The sequence below is a fragment of the Rhizobium terrae genome (assembly GCF_003425685.1).
Classification (GTDB): domain Bacteria; phylum Pseudomonadota; class Alphaproteobacteria; order Rhizobiales; family Rhizobiaceae; genus Neorhizobium; species Neorhizobium terrae.
On the sequence record NZ_QJKM01000023.1, the window covers coordinates 1 to 24,976 of the forward strand.

Consider the following 24,976-nt stretch of genomic DNA (forward strand, 5'->3'; position numbering starts at 1 on the left):
ACGACAACGAATGCCGCACCGCGGCCGGACTGGACTGACACCAGCTCAAGACGCTGGCCCGCAAGGCCGTGGCGCGGGTCAATGATAGTCACCTGATGCACCACCCCGTCGACAATAGGGGCAGTCTACGATGCTTGGTTTTGCGATGATCTCGTACCACCGGTCCAAGGGTACCTGACTTGTGACGATGGTAGATCGGCGTTCGTAGCGATCTTCGATAATCTCGAGGAGGTCGCGGCGCTGGTCGTCGTTGAGCTTTTCTAGGCCCCAGTCATCAAGGATCAGCAGGTCGATCTTGGCCAGCGATTTGAGGATCCGGCCATATCTGCCGTCACCTCTTGCCAGTGCGAGGTTAGCAAACAACCTAGGGACGCGATGGTACGCGACAGAGAAATCCTCGCGGCATGCTTTGTGACCGATCGCGCACGCCAACCAGCTTTTGCCGACGCCGGCCGGGCCGGTTATGAGAAGGCTGTGGTGTTTTTTGATCCAATCGCAACCGGCCAGTGTCATGAACAGATTACGATCAAGACCGCGGGCTGCACGGAAGTCAGTGTTCTCGATCTGCGCGTCATGGCGCAGCTTTGCTGCCCTGGCGCGCGCTTCGAAGCGCTTTTGTTGGCGCATAGTGGCTTCCCGTTGAAGCAGGATTGCGAGCCACTCGCCATGTTCGAGGCCACGGGCCTCTGACTGAGCATTGAGCTCCTGGAAGGCCGTGGCCATGCCGTAAAGGCCAAGCGCTCGTAGTTGATCGATAGTCGGGTGTGTCAGCATTGGTCTTGTCCTTAATGAAAGTAGCCGGGACCACGCAGATTGGCATGGTCGATGATTGCGGAGGGTTCGGTGGAATGTTTTGCGGCCTTGTGGTTGGCCAAAAGCGAGGCAATGCTTTTGCAGTTCAAGCCTCCAATCTCGACAGCTCTGGCTGATACGGCCTCGGCGCGATCGCGAGCGATGTCGCGAAACAGGCGCAGGATGCCCAGGCATGTTCGAAAGCCCTGTTCCGGGTGCGGACGGCTCGCGAGAACAGAGATGATCAAGCCTTCGGTATTGGGCCCGATGGATGCGCCCCAGCGACGAAAGCGATCGGGCGTCCACTCGGCATATCGCCGGTGGGAACTGGGCATGTGCTCTGGATCAGTGCCGTGCCGAGGACCACCATATCGGCGTTGATGAGCCGCGACGCGCTTGCCGCGGTGAAAGATCTCCACGGTGCGCGCCGTCGCTCTGAGGTCGACCTGCTGGCGGATGAGGCCATGTGGAACGGAATAGAGGAAGGTCTTGTAATTCGACGTGATAGTCGGTCGAGACACGGACCAATCGCCATTCCGCAAACTCGTAATCGTCGCCGGGAAGGCGTGCGAGCGCGGTGCGCTCGACATTCTCAAACAATTGCCGACGGCTGACACCAAGGCGGCGCATGACGTGATCGTTGATGCGGTCGAGAGCCTGAGCAATGGCCGCATTGGCCTCGGCCAGCGAGAAGAAGGTCTGATTGCGCAGGCGTCCAAGGATGCAGGACTGAGCGAAACGAACACCGTTCTCGACCTTCGACTTGTCCTTCGGCCGTTTCGGCCGGGCCGGAAGAACACCAACACCGTAGTGCGAGGCCATCATACCGTAGCTTCGGTTGATCTCGGGATCGTAGAAACTGGCACGGTTGACCCCAGACTTGAGATTGTCGGGAACGATCAGCCGCGGGACACCGCCGATGAAGCGAAAGAGGCGAACATGCGAGCCGATCCAGTCAGGCAGGGTCTGTGTCCAGGTTGCTTCTGCATAGGTGAAGCTGGAGGCGCCGAGCACCGCGACGAAGATCTCCGCCTCGCGAATCTCACCGGTCGTGCGGTCGACGATCGGGATCCTTTTCCCCGAATAATCCACGAAGACCTTGTCGCCGGCAGCACGCTCCTGGCGCATCGTCGGAGACAGACGTTGTTCGAAGCCACGGAACAGCTCGCAAAAGCGGCTGTACCCATAACCATCAGGATTTGCGGCCCGATACTCCTCCCAGAGAATCAGCAGTGTGACGCCAGGCCTCTTGAGCTCAACAGCGAGTTCGGCCCAGACCGGCTCAGTCCGTCGTCGGGTGCCTTGCTTGACGCCGTTGCGGGCGAAAAGCTTGTTCTCCAGAGCATCGTCGGTGAGGTCGCCTGGCAAGGGCCAACCCAATCCGATCTCGGCCGCTCGCCGCAAATTATCTTGCACCGTGCTGCGCGCTATTCCCAACACGACCGCGATCTCACGGGAGCTGGTCCCGCTTCCGGCAAGCCGCAGCATTTGTCGTAACTGTTTCATGGTCAGCCTTCTCTTTGCCGGCATCAAAATCTCCACGGTGCGCGTGGTCCATTTGATGCCAAAGTTGCTGACCCAGGGGGTATTCTTCAGTGCCGAAAATCGGCCGGTCTTTGATCGGAATGCCGGCCGGCTTCACGTCGGAATCCGCAGCATGGCGCGCGTGTCGTGGTCGCCCGCAAACTTGCCGTGATCCTGCATCGCATGGGGTGCGATGGCGCCGAATTCCAGTTCGGAAAACAGACCGCCATCAACATCGACCTCGCGGCAACTTGATGACGAACAACCAGAAAGGGAAGGCTCAAGCGTCAAATTCCGCCTGAAAGGGCAATCGGGATCGTTCCGTAGGACGATGGGCAAAGGTGATCTCATAAGAGACCCAGAACCTCAGGCTCGGTGATCCGAGATTTAGATCAGGAGAGCTTGATTTCAAAGACCCCAATCAGAGAGGGCTCTCAGGCTTCCCTGATATCAATTTCGGCCTTCCAAGCCTCAATCGCTTAAAAAGTAAAACGGAGGAAAGGAGATTTTTCTGCCGAATCAAATTGACGTTTCGGACCAGGTCACGAAATTACATTTGAAACGGCTCTTTAGTTGAAATAAATATCAGAATCCCTAAATTGACACTGCTAAAAGCAATAACTAACGCTCAACTAGATGATCTAGTTTTGTTATTATTATTGCTATATGCGCCTTAATAAAAGTATGAATACTTAAATAGTCAATTTCAATCACGTCCTGCAGGGAGGGTGTTCCTCCGCTACCCTCCCTGCAATTTCTTCAAAATTTATTTCCACAGGAGTTGGCTTTGGCAAACGCTGATATCGAAAGCTCCGGCCCAGGCGATAATGCAGGCTCGAAGCTTGTGTCTGGATTGAGACGACTTGGCGCAAGCTTTTCCAAAGCGCTGGAACGCATTACGCAACCAGGCAAGGCTGTGGCGCGAGCGGAGAAGGAAGCGCAAGATATCGCCAATCATGTCCGCAGCCTCGCGACCCAAAAGAACAAACCGTCCGCTCTAGATTTCGATCGCCGCAGGGGTGTGCGAGACGGGGGCTTCTCGTCGGCAAAGTTGGCTGCTTTGGGATCCCAACGTCATTTGAACGAGCTTATTTTGGGAAGTAGGTCTTCCTTCGCGCAGGAGATACAGAGTTCTCCTCGAGGACTGTTGCGCCCCGACCCGTTGCACAGCAATACGGTCACCAGCAGAGAACAGCCCCCGGCTCTGAACCGTTTGGGCAGTATTCGACTGGGGCGTTCTTTCGCGCAGGAGATAAAGGACGATGTTCCCGACCTGTTGCATACGGATTCGGTTTCCGGTGGAGAACAACGCCCCTCTTTGGGCCGTGCCGCCTCGCTCAGCAGTTTGGCATCTACCGTGGTCTCGGACAGTTCGAACACTGATAGCAAGCCGCTTGACAGCATGGAGCATCCCAACCCGTTGCGTAGCAATCCGTTCTACGGTGGAGGAGAGCGCCCCTCTCTGAGCCGTGCCTCGCTCGCCAGTTCGCCGCCTAGTCTGGTCTCGGATGATTCGAGCATCGCTAGCAAGCCGCATAGTCGGTCCAGCCCGCCGCCCAGTGTTTATCGACTTGCATCGCGTAGTGAAATACACAGTCGCGGCCCGATTATTCATAATGGGAAATCTTATGCAGAACGGCCGCTATTGCGTAACGAAGTGACAGCCAAGCCAATTACCATGGATCACCAAAACAGCAGAGCGTTTGTAGGCCGAGACGACCGCAGTGGGCCCGACTGTGTCGGTTGATCAACTGGCTAGAGGGTGATGTCAGGTTAACTGGGGCTGAAAGGTTTGCCGCTATTTCGCGCTGATGAGCAAGAGCCCAGTCAACTACAAGCGCCATCGTTTTCCTCCTGGTGTAATCGCCCATGCAGCCTGGTTGTATTTCCGGTTCCCGTTGAGCCTTCGCCTCGTGGAGGAAATGCTGTTGGAGCGCGGCATCGTCGTTTCCTATGAGACGATCCGATGCTGGGCAAAGAATTCGGGCCGGACTATGCCGCGCGCCTGCGTCGGAAGCCGCCAAGTCCGGATGATATTGCTTTTGGTTCAGGATTTGACGCTTTTTACGATGGGACTGTAATTGAGAGGGTATTATTTCACCTAGCCGAAACCGCCCGTATTTTCGGGAGACATCCCATGTCCAGAACAGAGAGACTTTCGGGAGAAGGCGCTCCGGCTAAACAGCAGCGCATCTTCGATCTTTTGCCAAACGAGTTACAGCTGATGGTGGCGCGGGAAATCGTCAATCAGCTAAGTCGTCACCATGCCCGTAATGATCTTGCAACCTTTTAAGGATCAGCAAGTACGTCAATAGTTTAGCCCCCCGGGGACAAGGATCTGGAGAAAAGTAATGCTGCGAAGAAATTCTAACGCCAAATCTTATTATGTTGCTGTCTGCCACGATGTCGTTAGCGGTATTCCGGTTGAAGACGCCTTTAGCAAAAACGGCCCGTTGCCGGAAGTGGATGAAGTACATGCAATGGAGGTGGAGGGCGCGCTGAAACATGCGACTCCCGATCATCTCGCGGATTTGGCCGCCGCCTTTGGTGCGCGAAGAGGTCCAGCGTTTAAAGAAGCTTTGACCGGAGTGGCCTGGGCGGCCATTAATGATGGTCCGGAGCGGCTGAGCTCTGCTAATATCGACCATCTCGCCAGACTAGCCGACGCGTTTACCAAAAACGATATTGATGATGATGCGACGGAGGCGGTGGCGATGCAAGTGGCAGTGCGTGGTAACGACCTGCTACCCCAAGCCAATATTGGGCAAATCGCAACGCTGACACTCGCATTCTGCGGGCGTGATGATTCGGAGTTTCAAGACGAAACGAATTTCCACAATGCCATGGGCAAGCTCGCGTTACGCGTGACGGCGCATGGAGACGAGCTGCTGCGCGCGGCAAGCGCGGAACAACTAGCCACTTTAAAGGGCGCGTTCGGTGGGCCTGCGGTACAACTTGCCACACGGGAGGTCCCGTTCGAGCCCGCTGAAGCGGATCACCCTGAAGCTTTTGCAAAGGTGGTCAATGAGATGAAAAGCCGTGATGAGGCAGCGCGGCTTGCGCATAATAGTCAGCTGAAGCTGCAGCTTGCCGACCGTGCCTTGTCTGTCGAGCGCTGAGCGGAGCAGGCGAGCCGAACCCGCGTTGCGCTGAAAAGTGCATCACGGCTCACTTCCGGGCACTAAACTCGGGGCTGTGAGGAGTTTCGTGTACGGGCGTGCATAATGGGTTTGAAGGAGATTAGCCATGGCACGACGGAAAGATCCGGTTATTGCGGATAGGTGGGCATATATGCAAAGACGCTGGGCTCCGAAAGAGGCCGGAAAGAGGCAAAAGCCTGTTGCTCCAAATGCTAGGACAGCTTGTCAGCCGAATATTCGATCTTCCTCACACGTCCGAACAACCGGCGAGCAATTTTCCAGACGCATCCGAGAGATGATGAGAGCGAAGCTTCCTGAAGAAATCTTTGAGAATGGGGTCTCGATACAAATGAAAGACGTACCGCATAACGTGTCGTGAGCGGTCGACGCTCCACGTCGCCTGATCGGTAAGGATCGGTGTCGGAACCAAAACACTATCAAACCATGATTGATCGATAAGCCAGGCAACCGGCGCCATGTCCCATATCTCTTTTGACCAGCCGACATGATCATCCGAATAGCATTTGAAACGTTCAGCGAGAAACGCGCCGATTGCTCCATGCGGTTCGACATGCGCTTCAATTTCAGGAACAGTCGTTGTCAGATGTGAGACCACTCCCCGACATGGAAACAGGACAAGCGGTACCCCACAATCAAATAACACTTGAGCTCCACCGATATCCTGGCGAAGGTTGAACTCCTTCGCATTAGGCCAATCGAGGGCATGACCACCCAGCCAAAGGACAACGATTTTATCGCAAATGTCTGGAGCCGAGAGGATGGCGGAGGCTACATTGCTGATGGCGGCGATCGCAATGACGTATAATGGATCGTCGACCGAACTGGCACGGGCACGGGCAATAAGATCGGTTACAGCTGCAGCGTCGCGCGCGACTTTTTCTGGACCGACATATTCGCAGACGCCTTTGAAAACCAACCTCTCGGCTGCGACTTCAAGGCGGATTAGTAAGCGGAGTATCTCATCGTAGCTGAGCTCCATGCCTTCGCCAGGTGTTGCCACCTTGGCGTTCGTGAACGGGGCGGCGTATATGGCTTGGAGATCCAGTTGATCTTTCGACAAAAGTGCTTGAACGATCGCAAACTGATCGTCAATTTCGTTGAAAGTATCGGTGTCGATGACACAGCGGACGCGACCTAGGGGAAGTTTGAGCTTCATTAAGCATTCGAGATCGGGCTCCAGGTTCACGCTGGTTCTCCTTCAAAAACTTTGCGACCATCACCACTTGAATAGAGGTGAGCTGCGTGCTTTTTGAAAGCGAAGCCTACGTGAGTACCTCGTTCAAGGCGAATATTTCGGGGAGTCGTTGCGCAAAAAGGAATGCCGTCAACTTCGGCATGGATGATGCGCGTTGCGCCCAGCTCTTCAACAAAATCTATCGTGCCGACAATAGCTCCTGCAACATCAGGCTCTACAAGACTAACGGCTTCTGCGCGGATACCAAATGTGACCTCTCGCCCGCTTTCAAGCTGAACATCTCCCACTCGTTGGAGTAGCCGTGTCCCACGTTTGGTTGAAATCGAACCATCTGCCTCGACGACTGCAGGCATCAAATTCATAGCTGGCGTACCGACGAATCCGGCTACGAAAGCTGTCTCGGGACGATGATAGATGTCGTCGGGAGTGCCGACTTGCTCAACCCGTCCGTTGTTCATCACAATAATACGGTCCGCGAGTGTCATTGCTTCGTGTTGATCGTGCGTGACGAATATCGAGGTAGCCTTCAGTTGCCTATGAAGCCTACGAATTTCTGCCCTCATCGAGCCTCTGAGCTTAGCGTCCAGGTTCGAAAGCGGTTCGTCAAAAAGAAAAACCTTGGGTTCTCGAATCATGGCGCGTGCCATGGCTACGCGCTGACGCTGCCCGCCCGACAAGGCGCTGGGTTTGCGGTCGAGAAAGGAGCTAAGGCCAACAATACTCGCTGTTTCTTCAACTCGCCGACGTCGCTCCTGTGCGGCAATACCAGCCACCCGGAGCGCATAGCCGATATTCGCTTCCACCGTCATATGAGGATATAAGGCGTAATTCTGGAAAACCATGGCGCAGCCGCGGTCACGCGGCTCAAGCTCATTCACCGCGCGGTCTTCAATCCTGACTTCCCCGCCTGAAATCTCTTCCAGACCAGCAATCATTCGAAGCAACGTCGATTTTCCACAGCCCGACGGCCCAAGAATTACGACAAATTCGCCTGAATTTATTTCAAGGTTTACGCCATGTACGACGGCGTTTTCTCCGTAACTTTTCAGAACGTTGCGAAGGGAAATCGATGCCATCATAGAGCTGCCTTTGATCTATTAAGGTTCTAATCCTGCTGCTCTGCGGGAGCGGCAGAGTGAAGGAAGTTATACGTGGCCAACGCACACGCTCCGCTATTGAGCGAAGCTTCGCTGATAGGGATCACTATTGGCCATCTGAGAAGACGTCGGGCGTTTTCTTGATCTAAGAGATTTGCGCCGATGGGTTCGGCCCGAACCGCGCTGCAGATCGCACGCAGCACACCTTGCGGCAAGTTTGAGCAGACGAGAATGAACTCCACATCATAGCTTCGCACGGCAATTTGCGCGGCCTGCGACAATGCTTCGCCTGCGGAACGGCACCAGCCTAAGATGTCACCATCCACCTTGGCACTATCTGGCCAATCGCCGATTGATCGGAGACCTGCTATTTTGAGAAAGTTCGGAACAGTCGGGCGAGTGTCGTTTCGTGTGACAAAGCTTCCAAGTTCACCGGCGTTTGCGGAGGCGCCTTCATAGAGGCGCCCTTCACTTACGAGCGCGCCACCGATACCGCTACCGAGGTAAAAGCAGAAGTAATGGCTATAGTGCCGGGGGAAGCCTTCGCGAATGGTACCTACGGCGATAGTTTTAGCATCGTTCTGCACCGTGGCTGGAACGGAAAAGCGTTCTTCAAAAAAGGTCTTTATGTCTATTTCTGCCCATGCGGCAAGGCTCCCGATGGAGGCGAGTCTGCGGCTTTTTTCTATGAAGAAGCCCTGCGCAGCAATTCCGATCCCGACGATTTTCTCTCGGCCACCATTTCTTTTGATCGCGTCTTCGACCATTGCTGCGGCTTGTATGAGCGCAGGACCGGGTTCGCGAAAATCTCCGTCTACTTCGTCTTTGGAAAGGCGATTTCCCGAGAGATCCTCCACTATCACGATCAGCCGGTCGTTTGCTAATACAAGGCCAACTGCGAGAAGACTGCCGTGTTTAAAGACGAGCCGACGAGATGGCTGACCCCGCTGGCCGGTCGTCTCGACTTGCTCATCTACCACACCTTCATCGATGAGCGCCTTGACCGCGCGTGTCATCGTCTGCGGAGAAACGCCAAACTGACTGGCAAGCTCGAAACGGCTTGGGGATCGTCCGGAGATGATGTTTTCAAGGGTCTTGCGCTGGAGACCGTTAAGATTCTGATGGAAGATCACCCACGTACATCCATGTTTGCGAGTTCAAGACGTAGTCCAAGTGGCAAAGGACGATCGTAGTCTGCCTCGACGTCTTCGAAACCTCGGCAGAAATTGCCAGGACGAAGGATTGAACCACCGAAAGGACGGAAAAGCTGTGTCGAGCCCCCACCATCCAGGTGCATGGCGTCCACTGCCCCGTACCGCACGAGCAGCTCCGCGAGGTCGTGCAGGGTGGCGCCACGGAGAGGTCCGCCACTCTTGGTGTAAGACGACTGCCCTTCAACACCCAGGAAGAACAATCTTCCGGCCGCGTCAAACCCTGCTCCCAACCTGGCGGCGCGTGTATGATGCCAATCGGCTTTCCAGTTGAATGGTGAGGGTTGGATCAGGTCTCCCTGTTCGTCTTCGACGAAGAAACCTTCCTGGTGAAAGATGGCATCGCCATTTTCGATAACCCCGTTCGTAACTAGCTGTGGCCCGGCTTGTACGCCGTCTACGAGCCTCCCTGTGGTCAGTGAATATGAAACCGGCTCTCCTGACCGGAGGGCTGCGATAATGCTTTTCTCTGGCTCGTTCGGAAACCTGATCACACATCCCGAGCGGGGGATTGGCATGTCACCACCTTTGCTCATCGCCACCGCGTGACGACCAACAATTGCGACTTCAACGACATTCTTGCCTCGATCGGTACGCCCACCTGTGGAGCCGTAATACCTGGCTATGGCGATAGGCGTCGAGGCGGTTTGTTCTGCATCGAGCGTCCCACGTTGATGAGCGTCGATCGTTAGTGCTCCGGGCAACATGATATTGATGTCGGCGAAGCTTAGGTGGCGAATTGTGGATGTGGATCCATCGCTGACCAGGCAAGCCCGTGGAAGTTGAGGGGGGTTGAGAATGGTTCCCACTGATGCAACCATCCCTACGGGATCGCCGTACGCTTCGAAAGGAGTGTCGAGTTCTCTCGGCTCGAAAAGGAAATAGTTCCCGTTGGCGAAAATCTGAGTTTTTGCCAAAGTCGCACTTCTCAGTCGCATAAGATCCGTATGAGCCAGTGGCACAGGATAGGCCGACGGGGTAGTGCCACGTCGATCGTGCCATAACTTCGCAAGGCTTATGCCGGCGTCTTGATAGTGCCTGGCAATTGTAGATACTCGTTCGGACCAAATTTCGATTTGATTTTCAAAACCCGCATATGTGACTGGTCGAGCTACTCTCACACTCGGATGGAGAACCGGGTAGGTTTCAGCGCCCAGCCTGCCGGTCGCTAGAGCCGCCTCTGTGCGCAAGACCATTTCAGAGGGCGGAACCCAGTTGAACGGATCCACGCTAAAGTGATCGATGTGGACGATGGCGATGTTCGCCTCGAATCCCGAGGCGAGTGCAACCGTTTCCTTGATGATTGAGGGCATCTTAGACATTTTCCGGTATTCTTATTTTACGCCGCCGCCGACAAAGCCCTGGATGACATAACGTTGGCCAAGGATGTAAATTGCGGCGAGAGGCAGGATTGAAACGACAGAGCCAGCCATGAAGAGCGTCCATTCTGAATCGTATTCGTTGACCAGGCTCATCAGGCCCCTTGGAACAGTGTATAGTTCCGGCGAGTTCAGGTAGAGGATTGGTCGCAGCAATTCGTCCCAACTATGGATGAAGGCGACGATGAAGACAGAAATCAGCGCTGGAACCGACAGTGGTAAATAGATGTCTCGAAAGATGCGAAAGTTGGATGCGCCATCCATCCGCGCGGCTTCGGCGTAGTCGTTCGGAAGAGCTGAAAAATACTCTCTGAGCATGAACGTGCCAAATGATCCGACGAGAAACGACGGAACGATGAGTGGTAGGAATGTATCAATCCATCCCAAGCCCCTCATGAGCAAATACTCCGGGATGATCGTTACTTCTGTTGGAACGAACGCGGTCGCAAGCACCAACGCAAATAGAATATTTCCCCCACGGAACGGTAATTTTGCGAACGCATAGCCTGCAAGCGCACAAGTCAGTGCTTGCCCGGATGCTGAACACGCTGCAACGAGTAGCGAATTTATGAAAAATGTCGAGAAATCACGCTCTGTCAAAGCTGAGGTGTAGTTGGCAAACGGCGCATCCGTGAATAACTGAGTAGGGGCAAAACTAGGCGGGAGCCGAAATAGGTCCGCCGGTTCTTTGAACGACGTGATCAACATCCATATGAATGGCGAAAGGGTCAGGAGGGCATAGAGCGATAGGACACTGTATAGCGCTATCAGGGTGATATTCTTATTCATGGGTCCATCTCTTGCGGACGTAGAAGTTAGCGAGAGTTACGAGTCCGACCGCGAAGCATAGCAAGTATGCAAGGGCCGAGGCATAACCCATTTGGAAATGAACAAACGCGTTCTCGTATACGAAGTAAGCAAGGGTGGTTGACGCGCCGTTCGGCCCACCGCCTGTTAGCGCGTAAGTGATTTCAAATGTCTGCGTTGAGCGAACGAGAGCCAGAATAAGCACAAAGAACAAGCTGCGGGACAGAAGAGGCATCGTGATATCGAAGAATTGTCGAAGACGTTTTGCTCCATCCATTCGAGCTGCCTCATAAACCCCAGGATCAATTGTTTGGAGACCGGCGAGCAATAACAGCATGAAAAAGCCGCTATCCTTCCACACCGAAACGATTGCTACAGCAGGCAATGACCATATGGGGTCGGCAAGCCAAGCCGGCGGGTCGGAATATCCGAGGCCGATAAGCAGGTTGTTGAGAATCCCGAACTTTGTCGAAAATATCCAACGCCACACGAGTGTGACTGCCACTGTAGACGTTATGTAGGGGAGAAAGAATGCCCCACGGAAGAACGCCGATATTTTTAGGCTATTGTTCAACAAGACAGCCAGAAAGAGCGCCAGGACGATGACACCTGGAACGTAGATCATGGTAAACCACGCGGTATTTATGAATACCTTCGCTGCAACCGGCGAGGTCAAGATGTTGATATAGTTGTCGAGACCAATCCATCTCGGCTTGTCGAATATTTGCCATCTCGTGAAGGACGTCACGAACGCACCGACGATCGGAACAAGACGGAAAATCAAAAGACCAAGCAGGGTCGGAAGCAGAAATAGAAAGGCGAGCCATGTGAAGCGCTGCGCGGTTTGTGAAGACATCTCGTTTCCCCGAATGGGCGGCAGGTTCCTACCTCCCAAATTTTGAGGTCAGCGGCTGAGCGCGTCATTGGCGTAGGTCGTGAAGCTCTTCACTGCCTCATCGAGCGACTTCCGCCCGTTGAAAACTTCGTCGAGTTCTCCATTCATTCCTCCGGAGCCGGACGCGCCATAGCCCCGCCATGCATCCCAGTTGCGCGAAAATCCCGTGTAGAGGTTCTGCTCGCCAATTTTCAGGATGACCTCTTTGTTGTCGGGCTGCTTGTCCCGTTCGAGCCACGCCTCACGTGCAGCAATCGCCTTAAACGCTGGCACTGTACCGCCCAAGAAATCTGTCGCGTTTCTCGTCTCGCCGGTCATGTGCCGGATGAAGGCAAAAGCAAGCTCCTTGTTTTTCGAATTCGCACTGACGGAAAACATGTCCGGCCATGCGTATGCACGGACTGTTTCAGCTGTTGCGTCCGGCCCTTTCGGAATCTCCGCGATACCCCACTTGAACTTATTTCCTGCCACGGTCCGGACGTTGTTAATGTTCCAGGAGCCGTCCACCCACATCGCAGACATTCCCATCGGAAAGACGTCCTGGTATCGTATTCCCTGCAGATCTTTTGGATACGGGGCGACCTTTTCTTTCAGCACCAGATTGGTCAGGAATTTCAGGGTATTAATAGCCTCTACGTTTGGCTCAAGTTTGGTAGCGTCTTTGTTGAGGTACCGGCCCCCATTACGATAGACCCAGCCATCGACCTGAGCGTAACGGCCAAAAACAGAGTAGCCCCAGTCGTCCGGCTTTCCATCTCCGTTCTTATCGACCGTCAGCTTTTTCGCGGCCGCCAAGAAATCACTCCAGGTCCAAGCACCAGTCGGATAAGTCAGACCTGCAGCATCGAACATATTCTTGTTGTAGAAGAGAACTGGGCCGGACCAACTCAACGGCAGAGAGTAAAGGCCTCCGTTTATTTGGCCGGTTTCTACAGCGCTTTTTGTGTATGCGCTCAGATCGAGGTCCTTCGTGTAGGGCGTCAGGTCTGTAAGGTTTCCAGCATCAGTCCATTGCTGGATGTAGCCCGATGACATTGTAAAGACATCCGGGAGATCCCCAGAGGCGGCCAGCGCAGAAAGCCTGGGCCAAAAGTCCTTCACAGGAAGTCCTTGGGTTTGTACCTTGACCCCCGGATGCGCGGCCTCAAAAGCCGCGATAGCAGGTTTTTCGCGCTCAATCTGAGCGGCATCCCAACTCATGTAACGCAACGTCACGTCGGCGGCTTGTGCCGTAAAAGCCGTTCCCAATGTCAATCCGGCAGCAAAATATAGTGTTCGCATCACGAAGCGCTCCTCCGAGAAATCTCGCTAATTAATTTCCATCATGGAAATTAATTAAAGTCAATTGCATTTTTATGCGACGCCTGTGTGACGGTCCGGCGGCATGCCAGAGAGAGCGGGAACGTGCGGGTCGAGGCCAAACGCTGTGCGATGATGGAAATGGGAGACGTAAGGTGTATGTCGCACGAGCAGGGGGATGCCTGAAGTCTTTCGATAGTGAGAAGAGCTTCTACTCCTGATAACTTTGTTATCTATTTCAATATGCTAAATAAATCTTCCGGGAGTTGGAATGTCCAGTTTTAAGCAAAGTTAAAACGTCACTTTGCGCTGCCATACGGCACGTCGACCAGCCCGATCTGACCAGCTGATTCCGGCTGCAAGGGCGGAGTGGGGTGGGTGATGACGGCCCCTCGGTTTTAGATTCCATGGGGCGTGAACGCGCCCAGCGCTCTATGAGAGGGCAGTCGTACAAGATGCAATCGATCCCACGGCGACGACCTTGCAAAGCTTCCCATAATGATTATGACAATACGGCCGCGGTCCGCGCGGATCTGGGCACGATTATTTGTTTCTCTTGAGGTGAGCCGGGCCATGTGGCTGGTCACTTCGCACCATCAGTAGACGCACGTCATGAGCCTCTCGATCCTGGTTGCGGCAGCGGCTGAAATCGCTGCGTCAACCTCAGATCTCTGTTGCCAATGTCCGGCGCATTACAAAAACTTATTCCATTTCAGCTGAAACGGTTCTCCGGAAGCCTTTCTCCAGCATAGGGCATATGTTTGTCATCGTGCAGCGTCATTTTTGAGCGCACAATGTCTCTTTTTAAGGAATTCAGTTATGTATTACGAAAATTACGTAGGTGGGTTTTCTTGTTCTGAGCCCGAATGTCATTCAGGTTTAGCGGAATTCAACGCCTCTGCCGGCCCTGCTCTTCGGGAAAGGACCCTCTCTGAAGTAATCGCCCCGCTTTCCATGTCACAACAGATGCTGATGCTTTGCTTCATCTCCGGGCAAATAGAGCACTCGGCTTGGGACGTGCATCTCAAGGAAGATCCAGTTCTGGCAGCCCATTTCTCTCTAATGTCGTCCTCGAGGCAGCGAAGCGATCGCTCGCTTGCCAACGCCGGTGTTGTTGCCGAACCGCCTCGTAAAAAATCCGCAGGTGATTGCTATCCAGACGGTTCGTGCTGACGATGCAGCGCAATTCCAGACATCCGCCAACTTCGCCTCACCCGGAGAATGGGATCCACGCGGCAGGCGTCGCTCAGGTAGGTGCTCGTAAAGGCCAAGCAGATAATCCTCCTTGCAATAGATGAAGCGATGGATCGTTTCCGGGCAGATGCTGACTGGGCTGATCCCGTCAGTCAACAGCCGGCCGGCAATCTGTTCCGGTGACCATTTGGCCCTCAATCGATCGATAATCAGGTCTCGCAGCTGTGGATGTCGTCTGAGCTTGCGCAGCCGTCGGCGGCGCTCCTTGCTCATGTCGTCAGCGATGGTGCCGAAGTAACCAGTCACCTGGGTCCAGAAAGTGGAAAGCTCTGCAATATTACGGTTGAAGCCTTTAAGCATTGGGGATTTGGTTCGAGATGGTGAAGACTGCGTCAAATTCCCGCTCTATAGCCATGGGAGATCCAGGATGCCAACGAAAGACGCAAGCTCCGGTACCGATTGGGAACCCGCTTCCGTGGAAACACTAGGGGAACTCCCGCATCGGCTGCAGTTCAGAGAAGACTTCTTCGACTATTTCGATCGTCTTGATGAAATGCTGAAACGGGAACGAGATCCGGGCGCTCTCGACAGAACCTCGGACCTTTTTCCTGCCGGACTGCGCAAACGCTCCGGAAGCTCAACCAGCTCGAGCTTGGCAGAGCTTCAGGATAAATCGTCGCCACCTGTTGTAGAGGTCGATACACCTTCAACGCCTTACACTCCTCCCACTTTTCTCGCGCCTTCGTCCCCCGTTATTCCCGAGACTAATACGGTTGATCCGACGTCGTTGACGATGGCGCCCTTAGCCCAACTACCGCCGGCTTCGTCGCGGACCCCAATTCGTAGGTTGAACACAAAGAGTAGAAAACGACAAGCCGAGGAGGAGCCCCCCCGACGCGACACGGCTCGGCAAAAGAAACAGAGATTGTCGCCGCCCGCAGCAGGTAAGGAGGATACCGATCGGATGAGGCTTAGAGCCAGAGTGATGGAAGCAGTCGCAGGGAAAAACCGCAATCCTGGCGCCGCGGCCGAGTACGAAGCTTTTGGCCCATATGGTCCCGAGATGCGGGGTAAGATTTTGACAGCAATCGCTAGCGGCGATCTTGATACCGTGGCCCAAAGGGAAAATTTAAACAGAACTCGCCGAGATGACCGGCAGCGGGATACCAGGCGGCGCGGTGATGGACAAGGGCTCGTATAATTGTGTCGTTTCTTTCCAGTCGGTAAAGTCGCTATCTGGTGACGAAATCGGCCGTCCATTCGAGACTAACAACCTCAGCCTATACTGGCTTAAGACATTTTATCGTGGTCATGTTCGCGCTGTTCTACTATAAAGATCAGGCGGCGCGCCGGCAGGCCACATCCCCAATCTGTGCGAAATCAACGATCATGCCGTCATCTGCAACTGAAACAAGGGCCATGTCCTGGCAAGCCTCGCGTCGTGCGAACTGAAGAGCTGCGGCCTTTGAGACAAAAATTCCACCCACAACGCCCAGCTGGTCATGAACGATCCAGTTGGCGCGTTCGTCCTGGCCAACGACAAAACGAACAACTTTCACGGACTCTGCCTCCTGCCACCCATGCCTCCGACACTCAGCGACTGCCTCGCTGCGGGCAGCGCCGCGGCCCTTCCTTTCCATTCGGATGCCACCTGTTTGTGGAGCGTGTCTGCAGCGACTTTTGCCACTTCACTGCAAAACGGAAGACCTGATTGATAGGGGTAGATTCCGGAGATAATCGGCGCAGCCAGGATGAATATTGATAGGATTGACATTCCTGTGCTGGAAATCGGATGAAAGCACTCGTCGACGCTAACACCTCCGATCACATGTTCGTCTCCGCCATCTGGCGCTTTGGGTTCCAGCTTGATTTTGGCCGCAGTGACGACACCGGTGTCAACCAGAGTCTGGAATGGAAAATCGGCAAGATCAATCGATTTCTGTCCGCGGCAATCCACGATAAAGTCGTAGGAGAGCGTCGTTTTCTGTCCTGTCTGCGGATGGTGAAATACAAGGCTGGCCGGTTCATCGTCCATGCCCCCGGAAATTGTCAGGTTGTGACCGATGTTGACGACGCTCAGGCAATCGGCTTCATGCAGCGCTAGAATCTGTTCGCACGATTGTTGGGGCAAGACGCCAATGAGATAAGTGAGCAACGGCATGAGCTGATTGTGAACGCGTATGATGTCGCCGGGTTTGAGATACCGGATGTGGAAGTTGAGCGTATAGGCGATGTCGTCGAGCACTTCCTTCCAGTAGATCGGGCCACGATCTCGAATGGACGCAGCGGAGATTGCGTATTCTTCCCTAAGGAGCTCGAAGGGATCTCTCGCCTTGTGGCGCTTCTGGAGAAATCCGATAAATTTCTCGAAATCCATTTTTTCTATGACATCGAATACTTCCGGGGATTTTTCTTTCAAAACCGTCTTCAACACGCGTTCGAACAGGAAATCGAGTGAAAGGTGACCATTGTTTTGCTCGATATGCCCGTGAATATCGGCCCGACTGATATACGAATACATTTCGAAACGCGGATATTCGGAATGAACGCGGATGGGCGGCAACAGCCCCTTGCACGAGTGCATGACGATCCGGAAATCGTGCAGGTCGAAATTGGGGAGAAATTTCAGCCGCCCATCGAAATCCCGGGCAAATACACCGTTCTTTCTTGCTAGGGCCAAACAGGCATCCATAGCGGACAGGGAAGTGCCGATCAGGCCGATATTGCGTCCTTCCGTTCTCACCACTTTGGAAATGGGCCAGGGAGATGCCATGAAACGAGGCTTGGAGGCATCCTCACCTCGCCAGAGATGCCCGGTCGCTATCACGGCCGATTCAAACTCCATAGTCTTGGCTTCGCCGTCTTTGAGAAAGACGACTTTTACTCCGTTTGCGGCAGGAACGACGTCCGTCACGGTTGATTGACGTAGGCAGCGGACCGCGATGCCCAACTTCGCTGCATTGACGAGCAGCATCTTGAACTGGGCTTCGAAATATTCCCCCAAGACATGTCGTGTCGGTATGTAACCTGGTCCGATCCGGCGAGAATCCATGCGATTTTGTTCAAGCCAGTATTTCGGTCGGCTTATGAACCATTCGTTGGGCGCCATTACGATGTTGGGGATTTCTTCGCAGGCAATATTCGCCAGAGTCTGGTCTCCAACCCGGTCATGATGATAGGATACGCCTGAACCCAGCCTATCCGATGCACTGAAGAAGGTGATGTTAAGCCTGTCCGAACGGTTATCCAGAACATGCTTGAGGAAGTAAAGCGCGGTTGGCCCGCATCCGATCACAGCAACGGACTTTGTATAAGCCGGAGCCGGGCTCGGGATGAATTCAATTTTTGACATTGGTTTTCCAAGAACATATCCAATATAGAATTCAGATAAGCGCCGAAAAGCAAACGTTACTCCGCGGCCTCGAGTTCATACATCTCTATTGGCCGGTCGCCCTGCTCGTCGCGAATATAGGTCTGCAACCCAATTCTGTTGAGAACACCGAGGAAGGGCTTCGGCGGCAATTCTTCGACATTTGCCATTCGCTTCACGTCCCACGTGCCGTTGGCGATCAGCATTGCCGCTGCAACGGGAGGCACCCCGGCCGTATAGGAAATGCCCTGGCTGCCGACTTCCTCGTAGGCCTGCTTGTGATCTGAAATGTTGTAGATGAAGACAGTTCTTTCCTTGCCGTCGCGGATACCCTTGACGAAATCCCCGATGCAGATTTTGCCTTCATATTCCGGAGCCAGCGAGGTTGGATTGGGCAGGCACGCCTTGACCACTTTCAGCGGCACGATCTCCTTGCCCTCGGCCGTGACGACGGGCTGCTCGGAAAGCAGACCGATCTTCTTGAGGACCGTGAACACATTCATGTAGTGGTCGCTGAAGCCCATCCAGAAGCGCACGTCGGCGCCATCCATGTTCTTTGACAAAGAATGGATCTCGTCATGGCCGCTGAGATAGGCTTTGCGTTTGCCGACAACCGGCAGATCGTATTCCTTGCCGATCTCGAACATCTTGTTGACGTGCCATTCGCGGTTCTGCCACGAATAAACGACACCGGTGAATTCCCGGAAGTTGATTTCCGGATCGAAGTTGGTTGCGAAATACCTGCCGTGGGTACCCGCATTGATATCGACGATATCGACATCCGTGACCTTGTCCAAATAATCGTCCTTGGCAAGGCGGGCATAGGCATTGACAACGCCCGGATCGAAGCCCGCGCCAAGGATCGCGGTAATTCCCCGCGCCTTACATTCCGCCGCGCGCTTCCATTCATAATTTCCATACCAGGGCGGCGTCTCGCAGATCTTGCCTGGCTCTTCGTGAATGGCAGTGTCGATATAGGCTGCGCCGGTTTCGATACAGGCCGTGAGAACCGACATGTTGAGAAATGCGGTGCCAACGTTGATGACGATTTGAGACTCGGTCGTTCGGATCAGAGTCTTGGTAGACTCTATATCGAGCGCATCGAGGCTATGGCCCTTGATCACAAAGGGTCGTTTTAGGGCCTTTTTCTCCATGATGGAGGCAATGATGGCCTCACATTTGGAAAGGGTGCGCGAAGCGATGTGTATATCACCAAGTACCTCATTGTTCTGAGCACACTTGTGGGCAACGACTTGAGCGACACCGCCCGCGCCGATGATAAGGACGTTCTTTCTCATTTACGGATTTCCTTTTCCTGCTGGTAGAGCCTTTCAGGAAAGACTCTGTTTGTAATCTGCATAGGTGAATTCACGAACCTTCCGGATGCTGCCGTCGAGCTCCCGAATTGCGATCGCCGGCATCTTGAGGCCGTTGAACCAGTTCTTTTTGACGATGGTATAGTGAGCTGCATCCTGGAAAGAGATGCGATCGCCGATTTTCAAGGGATGCGGAAAGCGGTACTCGCCAAAGATATCACCGGCCAGGCAGGACTTACCGCAGACCATGTAGCTGTGATCGCCGGTATCGGGCGCCAGCTGAGCTCTTTCGTGGTAAACTAGCAGATCGAGCATATGCGCTTCGATCGACGAATCGACGACCACAAGGTTCTTGCCGTTGTGGAGGATATCCAACACAGTTGTCTCCAGCGTGGCCGATTTTGTGACCGAGGCTTCGCCGGGCTCCAGGTAGACCTGTACGCCATATTTTTCCGAGAATACTTTCAAGCGATCGGCAAAAGCCTCGACGGGATAACCGTCACCGGTAAAGAAGATGCCACCACCCAGGCTCACCCATCTGACCCGTTTCAGAAAGGCTCCGAACCTGGCTTCGATTTCGCCAAGCGTGCGATCGAACAGATCGAAGTCACCATTTGCGCAATTGTTATGAACCATAAATCCGCTGATTTGATCCATGACAGCTTCGATCCTGTTCACATCCCACTCTCCCAGCCTTGAGAACGGACGCGCTGGATCAGCCAGATCGAAGCCCGAGGAACTGATCAGCGGGTTGATGCGCAGGCCGCATCCGATGCCGGAAGCCTTTTTGGCATAGCGGCTCAACTGGCTGATGGAGTTGAAGATGACCTTGTCCGCATAGGCGATCACTTCCTCGATCTCGTTGTCGCAATAGGCAACCGAATAGGCGTGGGTTTCCTTGCCGAACTGATCATGGCCCAGGCGGGTTTCATACAGCGACGAAGACGTTGTACCGTCCATATACTCGCGCATGAGGTCGAACACCGACCATGCAGCAAAGCATTTCAGCGCCAGCAGCGCCTTGGCCCCCGATCTCTCCCGAACGTAAGCAATCGCTTCCATGTTGCGGAGCAATCGTGCCTTGTCGATCAGGTAATAAGGCGTGTCGATCATGATTCACTTCCGTTTGATCCGAAGCGGTGGCGGCCAAGCCCTTGGCCGCCACCGCGAGCGCGATCACGCATGCCGAATGATTTATGAGGTAGATCAGTATTTAACTGCCTTGATATTTACCAATAGTACAGTAGCGATATCATCCATACAATACTATAACACCTTAGAGATATATTTACTTTTAATAATTTCAGATGTAATTATATTATTTGCCTCCCGCATGCGGCCGTGAGCCACCTCTGGAACCGGCAACTGGTATGCCTCAAACAGCTCGTGCGGCAGAAGCGAATGCTCGCCACCTGCGATTACAGCATGTCGCGCAAAACTGTATTGCGGTTTTGCGATAACGACATGCGAAAACAAGAACTAAAGCGTAAGGAGCGAATCTAAAAGATCGCGACACGCTTTAGTCCCCATATGTAGATCGGTGAGACCGCTCACGAAGGCGGTCGGACTGACGTCGCTTGCTGGGTCCTTGCTCAACTTCATCATCCTGCAGGTAATGTTTTTTGCTAGTCGGGGCAGGGGAGCCTCCTTTTGGAGTTTCCGGGACAATTGAGGCAGATTCCGAGTCCGAGGCTTGGGAAATTGACTTTGCGGTAGACGGGGAAGACGCTCGCGGTAAAGGGCTTGGGCTGGGGAGGGAGGATTTATACCCCGTCTCGTACATCCGCTTTTCGTATAGTCTCACGTTACCTGGATGAGGTTGGCCCAGGGATTGGTTATCCAAAGCAAAGTTCTGGGCCCTCTTAAGCCTGTCTTCCAAGCTCATCCAATCGTCTGTTCCGGGCTGATGAGACGGCGGCGTAATATTTCCCCTCTCTATGTTCCGACGAGGTGCAGAAACCGAATCTGCGAAAGATTGAAGGAGCATGCCACTTTTGTCCATGATACCTTTTGCGTCCTCCACAGTGAACAACCGGGCCGCGTTCGCTCGCATATTGCGAATTTCTATGGCTTCATTGAACGAATCCACGATTGACGTGTCGTGGGTGCGTACAGGGTCATTCGCGTGTAGGCGCGCGACCTTCAGTACGGCAAGACGTTTGTCCGCACCTTCATGCCCGGAGGGTATACGCCGATCCAAAATGCGGTACAGATCTTCGCACAGCCCTTTTGTTTCAGGATTCAGCAGCGGGATTCCGTTAAGGGGCCGTTTCGGAACCTCTGAAGCTATGTAACTGTCGGCAAGAGAAAGGAATTCTTGTCGATGACCTTCCGCCTCCTCGCGCACGGCCTGATCATCGGGGAAGGTGGCCGCAGCCAGCTGACTACGTAATGCCCTAAATTGCAGCGTTAGCCATCTCCTGGAAATTGCGGCTTGTTTGATTGCATATTGCTCTTCAGCATTATATTTTTTAACTTGATCATCAAGCATTTGATTTCCGCCTGAAAAGCGAATATTGAGGATTCTCAATTCATTTGCGAATATAAGTTCAAGAAACTATCAATGAAAGCGCAATACAATTACATTTGCAATCGAAATGTATTTCACGATGCACCCACCAACCTCGGCTGATATCCGGCTATCGCCGGACATGTTTAGAAACGGTTGGCGATCCCGATACTGACAACATCCTGGTCAAAAGCAGATTTGACACCTTCCAGGTAAACTGTTGAGAACTTATTATAGCGGTATTCCAAGCGAACAAATGTGGCGTCGGTGACGGCCCAATCGGTGCCAAGACCCACCGTCCAGCCATGCGCCACCTCACTGTCGTTGGGATTTTTGACATAGGCATCCGCCACCGTGAGGCCACCGGCGGCATATAAGAGGACGTTCCCAATCTCGTATCCAGCGCGCATACGGGCGGAGCCAGAAAAACCTGTCCCAACATGAGCGCCATAGAGAGGCGCCTTGTTCCAATCATAACTGAGATCCGCCTCGACGCCCGCGACATAACCACTGGACACTACCCAGTTGCGGCCGGCAAATCCGCCGATTCGCTTGCCAACAAACTCCTCGTCATCGCTGCCGCATATGCAAGTGTCAAAAATTCCTTTCGCCCATCCGTAACCCACATGGAGTCCAATGTAATGTCCTTCGAATCGGCCCGGCAGCGGCTCGTTCCAAACTGGAGGTTCCGGAACTGGAGCACTCATTTCAACGAGATCCGTCGCGTTTGAGCTCACGCTCATTAAATTAAATGCGATCCAAGCAAGGAAATACATTTTCTTCATAAAGTTTCTCCAGGTAATAATTGATGCATCATCGTAATAATGAAAGAGAACCGGTGTCTGCGATAAATTGGGCAATATTTCAGGCGTATCTTAGTTAATATAATGGACATTTCGAATTTATGCCATGCACCGGTACATGCTCCATACGTAATTACATGGAAACCTGCCCTGCACAACACCTCATAATCTTCTAAACGGTTGCATCTGTAAGGGTATTATTCAAATTCGGTTTTTGAGTCCCGATAATATCGAGGTTGGCTGGATATTGCGGTCAATCCTTACACATCATTTGAGACGGAGATTGGGATGGTTCATAGCCTGCCCGGACAGCCAGGGAGTTCTGATACATCCTCGACCGACAGTGAAGGCTCTTTGATTGTGCCCGATGATAAATTCTGGAAGCAGGTTGTTCGGGTCGCTGACCAAACAAGGCTGAAAAGACGATCGGTTGACGCGCCGAAGGTAAATGACGGGCATTCTCGGAAGCGTTTGCGTCGGCTCAGCGTCAGCCCAGGATTGTCTGCACCGGACAGGGCAGCAGCATCTGAGAGTGACAACTCGCATGAAGAGATTGAAGTACAGATTCCCAAGGCGCTCCACACGAGTCGGACGGGCTCGCGGGAACGCCTCCCACACCTGAATCCAGCGGGATGGTGGGAACGCCTGCAACACCTGGATCCGGAAACCTTTGCCATTGTCGAGGATCGACTGGGGCCTGATTTCCATCCGGGAATGGACGACCCCGCGAGGGCTTGGAAAAATGTTCCGCCGCGGCAGTTCTGGGGTTTTCCAGACTGCCTTATTCAGGTCGATGCGCATACGCTTGTAAGTAAACGCCGTTTTACAGAAATCGTTGAGACACGGATCCAGACTGCAATTGCTCCTGAAGATATCGACTATTTCATCGGCGACCGCAACGTCATCATGAGAACGCCAAGCGGTTATTGGTCGCGTGCTCCGTTTGGAAGGGGCCGTTTCAAGTTGCCAGAGATTATCGCACAAGCAGATGCCGACACGTTCGTCAGCGGTGAAAAGCTCAAAATGAAACTCGACTCGGCCGGTGTAAAGTTTGGCCAGCTTCTCTATGAGGAACAGGCACTGTTGCTGAACCGCAACGCGTACGGCAAGTCGACAGGAAACTTTTCGGAATTGGGTCTATATGCAAGAGGTTATCGCAAATTAAGCAGAACCCAAAAAGAACTGCTTAATTTGCCGTATAATGTTCAATCCAAATTATCTCAAGACACTACGGATACACCATATCGCGACTTTACCGACGATCTTTATCCGCGCGCAGGCGAGCGCTTATATCCCAAGGGATCGGAAGACTTTGCGAAGCAACTCACTTCAGGGTTCCGGGATCTGAAGAAGGCAAATGCGGGATGGGCTGACGAAGCTGCTGCGGTGAAGGTAGCGGACATGCGACGCGGCCTGCTGGCGCGGAAGCCAAATACACGCGACTAAGAATCAATGTTGCCATCGCCGGTGATGTCAGGTTAACTGGGGCTGAAAGGTTTGCCGCTATTTCGCGCTGATGCGCTGATGAGCAAGAGCCCAGTCAACTACAAGCGCCATCGTTTTCCTCCGGTGTGATCGCCCCTGCAGCCTGGTTGTATTTCCAGTTCCCGTTGAGCCTTCGCCTCGTGGAGGAAATGCTGTTGGAGCGCGGCATCGTCGTTTCCTATGAGACGGTCCGATGCTGGGCAAAGAAATTCGGGCCGGACTATGCCGCACGCCTGCGTCGGAAGCCGCCAAGTCCGGATGATATTTGACATTTGGACCAGGTGGTCGTGATGATCGGTGGCCGGAAACACTGGCTCTGACGCGCGGTAGATCAAGAGGCTATGTACTCGACGAGATCATTCAGACCCGGCGCAACGCCAAGGCCGCCAAGCGCCTGCTGATCCGATTGATGAAAAAGCAGGGATGCCGACCGAAACGCATCGTCACCGACAAGCTTCGCTCTTATGGTGCCGCCCGGCGGCAGTTGATGCCAATGATCGAGCACCGGTCACACAAGGGACTGAACAACCGGGCCGAAAACTCGCATCTGCCTCTACGGAAACGAGAGCGGGTGATGCAGCGATTTCGCTCGCCAGGCACACTGCAACGTTTCGTCGGCATCTTTTCCGCGGTCGGAATCTCTTTGTCCAGCGCGATCTCAGCATTCCGCCTTCGCCATCCATATGCATCGCCTTGCAGCGATGGCCCATTGGAAGGCCATCGCCGGAATTGGCACCTGATCACTCCAGGGCACGCCTGATCCTTGCTGCGGGACTTAACCTGACATCACCCCATCGTCATCTACGCCGTTAAGCGAGTCACGTTGTCTACCCATACTTTCTGGCATTGCGTCATGCGTCTGATGAACGTTGTTGGAATGAGAAGCAGCCCTTACGTTGATGCCAATCTTCTTCGCAGCATGGACTGCATACGGTGAAG

At 53.7% G+C, this 24,976-nt stretch carries 17 protein-coding genes and 5 pseudogenes; 6 read left to right on the top strand and 16 right to left on the bottom strand.

All coding sequences use genetic code 11. The features are described 5' to 3' along the window. Window positions 1–78 precede the first annotated feature (78 nt). Entirely contained in the window at window positions 79–774 is a 696-nt protein-coding gene (gene istB / locus DMO26_RS29360; protein WP_205421279.1) for an IS21-like element helper ATPase IstB, read from the bottom strand. An 11-nt stretch (window positions 775–785) separates the two neighbouring features. Next, a pseudogene (gene istA, locus DMO26_RS29365) lies at window positions 786–2,298 on the bottom strand (IS21 family transposase). Between the two features lie 156 nt (window positions 2,299–2,454). On the opposite strand from istA, the pseudogene DMO26_RS29375 reads away from it, so the two are divergent. The 4 genes and pseudogenes from DMO26_RS29375 to DMO26_RS29385 form a co-directional block, all read left to right on the top strand. Continuing rightward, window positions 2,455–2,571, top strand: a pseudogene (locus DMO26_RS29375) (IS110 family transposase); the annotation flags it as partial. 532 nt (window positions 2,572–3,103) lie between these two features. Next, window positions 3,104–4,063, top strand: a complete 960-nt coding sequence (locus DMO26_RS33920; protein ID WP_162895102.1) for a hypothetical protein — start codon at window positions 3,104–3,106, stop codon at window positions 4,061–4,063. Between the two features lie 64 nt (window positions 4,064–4,127). Further along, window positions 4,128–4,354, top strand: a pseudogene (locus DMO26_RS29380) (IS6 family transposase); the annotation flags it as partial. A 313-nt stretch (window positions 4,355–4,667) separates the two neighbouring features. Next, window positions 4,668–5,435 (top strand): hypothetical protein, encoded by a 768-nt coding sequence (locus tag DMO26_RS29385; protein ID WP_117195873.1) that lies wholly within the window; start codon window positions 4,668–4,670, stop codon window positions 5,433–5,435. 268 nt (window positions 5,436–5,703) lie between these two features. Here the strand turns inward: DMO26_RS29385 and DMO26_RS29390 are convergent, their stop codons facing one another. From DMO26_RS29390 to DMO26_RS29455, 14 genes and pseudogenes are all read right to left on the bottom strand, one after another. Further along, window positions 5,704–6,663 carry a nucleoside hydrolase gene (locus DMO26_RS29390; protein ID WP_226951461.1) on the bottom strand — a complete coding sequence of 320 codons (960 nt, stop codon included), beginning with the start codon at window positions 6,661–6,663 and terminating at the stop codon, window positions 5,704–5,706. Continuing rightward, window positions 6,660–7,748 carry an ABC transporter ATP-binding protein gene (locus DMO26_RS29395; RefSeq protein WP_117195919.1) on the bottom strand — a complete coding sequence of 363 codons (1,089 nt, stop codon included), beginning with the start codon at window positions 7,746–7,748 and terminating at the stop codon, window positions 6,660–6,662. Before DMO26_RS29395 ends, DMO26_RS29390 begins: the two co-directional genes overlap by 4 nt. Window positions 7,749–7,777: 29 nt before the next feature. Next, on the bottom strand, window positions 7,778–8,902 hold the full coding sequence (locus DMO26_RS29400) for an ROK family transcriptional regulator (RefSeq protein WP_117195874.1): 1,125 nt from the start codon (window positions 8,900–8,902) through the stop codon (window positions 7,778–7,780). Then, on the bottom strand, window positions 8,899–10,293 hold the full coding sequence (locus DMO26_RS29405; protein WP_162895103.1) for a phosphodiester glycosidase family protein: 1,395 nt from the start codon (window positions 10,291–10,293) through the stop codon (window positions 8,899–8,901). Before DMO26_RS29405 ends, DMO26_RS29400 begins: the two co-directional genes overlap by 4 nt. Window positions 10,294–10,314: 21 nt before the next feature. Beyond that, window positions 10,315–11,148: a carbohydrate ABC transporter permease gene (locus DMO26_RS29410; protein ID WP_117195876.1), complete on the bottom strand. Its 834-nt coding sequence runs from the start codon at window positions 11,146–11,148 to the stop codon at window positions 10,315–10,317. Beyond that, window positions 11,141–12,022, bottom strand: coding sequence for a carbohydrate ABC transporter permease (locus DMO26_RS29415; RefSeq protein WP_117195877.1), 882 nt, complete (start codon window positions 12,020–12,022; stop codon window positions 11,141–11,143). Before DMO26_RS29415 ends, DMO26_RS29410 begins: the two co-directional genes overlap by 8 nt. Window positions 12,023–12,070: 48 nt before the next feature. Further along, window positions 12,071–13,342 (bottom strand): ABC transporter substrate-binding protein, encoded by a 1,272-nt coding sequence (locus DMO26_RS29420; RefSeq protein ID WP_117195878.1) that lies wholly within the window; start codon window positions 13,340–13,342, stop codon window positions 12,071–12,073. 1,248 nt (window positions 13,343–14,590) lie between these two features. Continuing rightward, window positions 14,591–14,854 (bottom strand): annotated as a pseudogene (locus tag DMO26_RS29425) (IS30 family transposase); the annotation flags it as partial. Window positions 14,855–15,891: 1,037 nt separating this feature from the next. Beyond that, entirely contained in the window at window positions 15,892–16,113 is a 222-nt protein-coding gene (locus DMO26_RS29430; RefSeq protein ID WP_117195879.1) for a hypothetical protein, read from the bottom strand. Next, entirely contained in the window at window positions 16,110–17,906 is a 1,797-nt protein-coding gene (locus tag DMO26_RS29435) for an FAD/NAD(P)-binding protein (protein WP_117195880.1), read from the bottom strand. Before DMO26_RS29435 ends, DMO26_RS29430 begins: the two co-directional genes overlap by 4 nt. 56 nt (window positions 17,907–17,962) lie before the next feature. Continuing rightward, the gene (locus DMO26_RS29440) at window positions 17,963–19,222 is read right to left on the bottom strand and encodes a saccharopine dehydrogenase family protein (RefSeq protein WP_117195881.1); all 1,260 of its coding nucleotides are present in this window, start codon (window positions 19,220–19,222) and stop codon (window positions 17,963–17,965) included. Between the two features lie 33 nt (window positions 19,223–19,255). Beyond that, entirely contained in the window at window positions 19,256–20,353 is a 1,098-nt protein-coding gene (nspC, locus tag DMO26_RS29445; RefSeq protein WP_117195882.1) for a carboxynorspermidine decarboxylase, read from the bottom strand. 406 nt (window positions 20,354–20,759) lie between these two features. Continuing rightward, a complete protein-coding gene (locus DMO26_RS29450) occupies window positions 20,760–21,731 on the bottom strand; it encodes a hypothetical protein (protein ID WP_117195883.1) in 972 nt (323 codons plus the stop codon). 164 nt (window positions 21,732–21,895) lie between these two features. Next, a complete protein-coding gene (locus DMO26_RS29455; protein WP_117195884.1) occupies window positions 21,896–22,534 on the bottom strand; it encodes an outer membrane protein in 639 nt (212 codons plus the stop codon). Window positions 22,535–22,840: 306 nt separating this feature from the next. Here DMO26_RS29455 and DMO26_RS33925 point away from each other — a divergent pair, with 306 nt between their 5' ends. Together DMO26_RS33925 and DMO26_RS29465 are read left to right on the top strand one after the other, a co-directional pair. Further along, a complete protein-coding gene (locus tag DMO26_RS33925) occupies window positions 22,841–23,998 on the top strand; it encodes a hypothetical protein (protein WP_162895104.1) in 1,158 nt (385 codons plus the stop codon). A gap of 77 nt (window positions 23,999–24,075) precedes the next feature. After that, window positions 24,076–24,777 (top strand): annotated as a pseudogene (locus DMO26_RS29465) (IS6 family transposase); the annotation flags it as partial. Window positions 24,778–24,976: the final 199 nt, after the last annotated feature.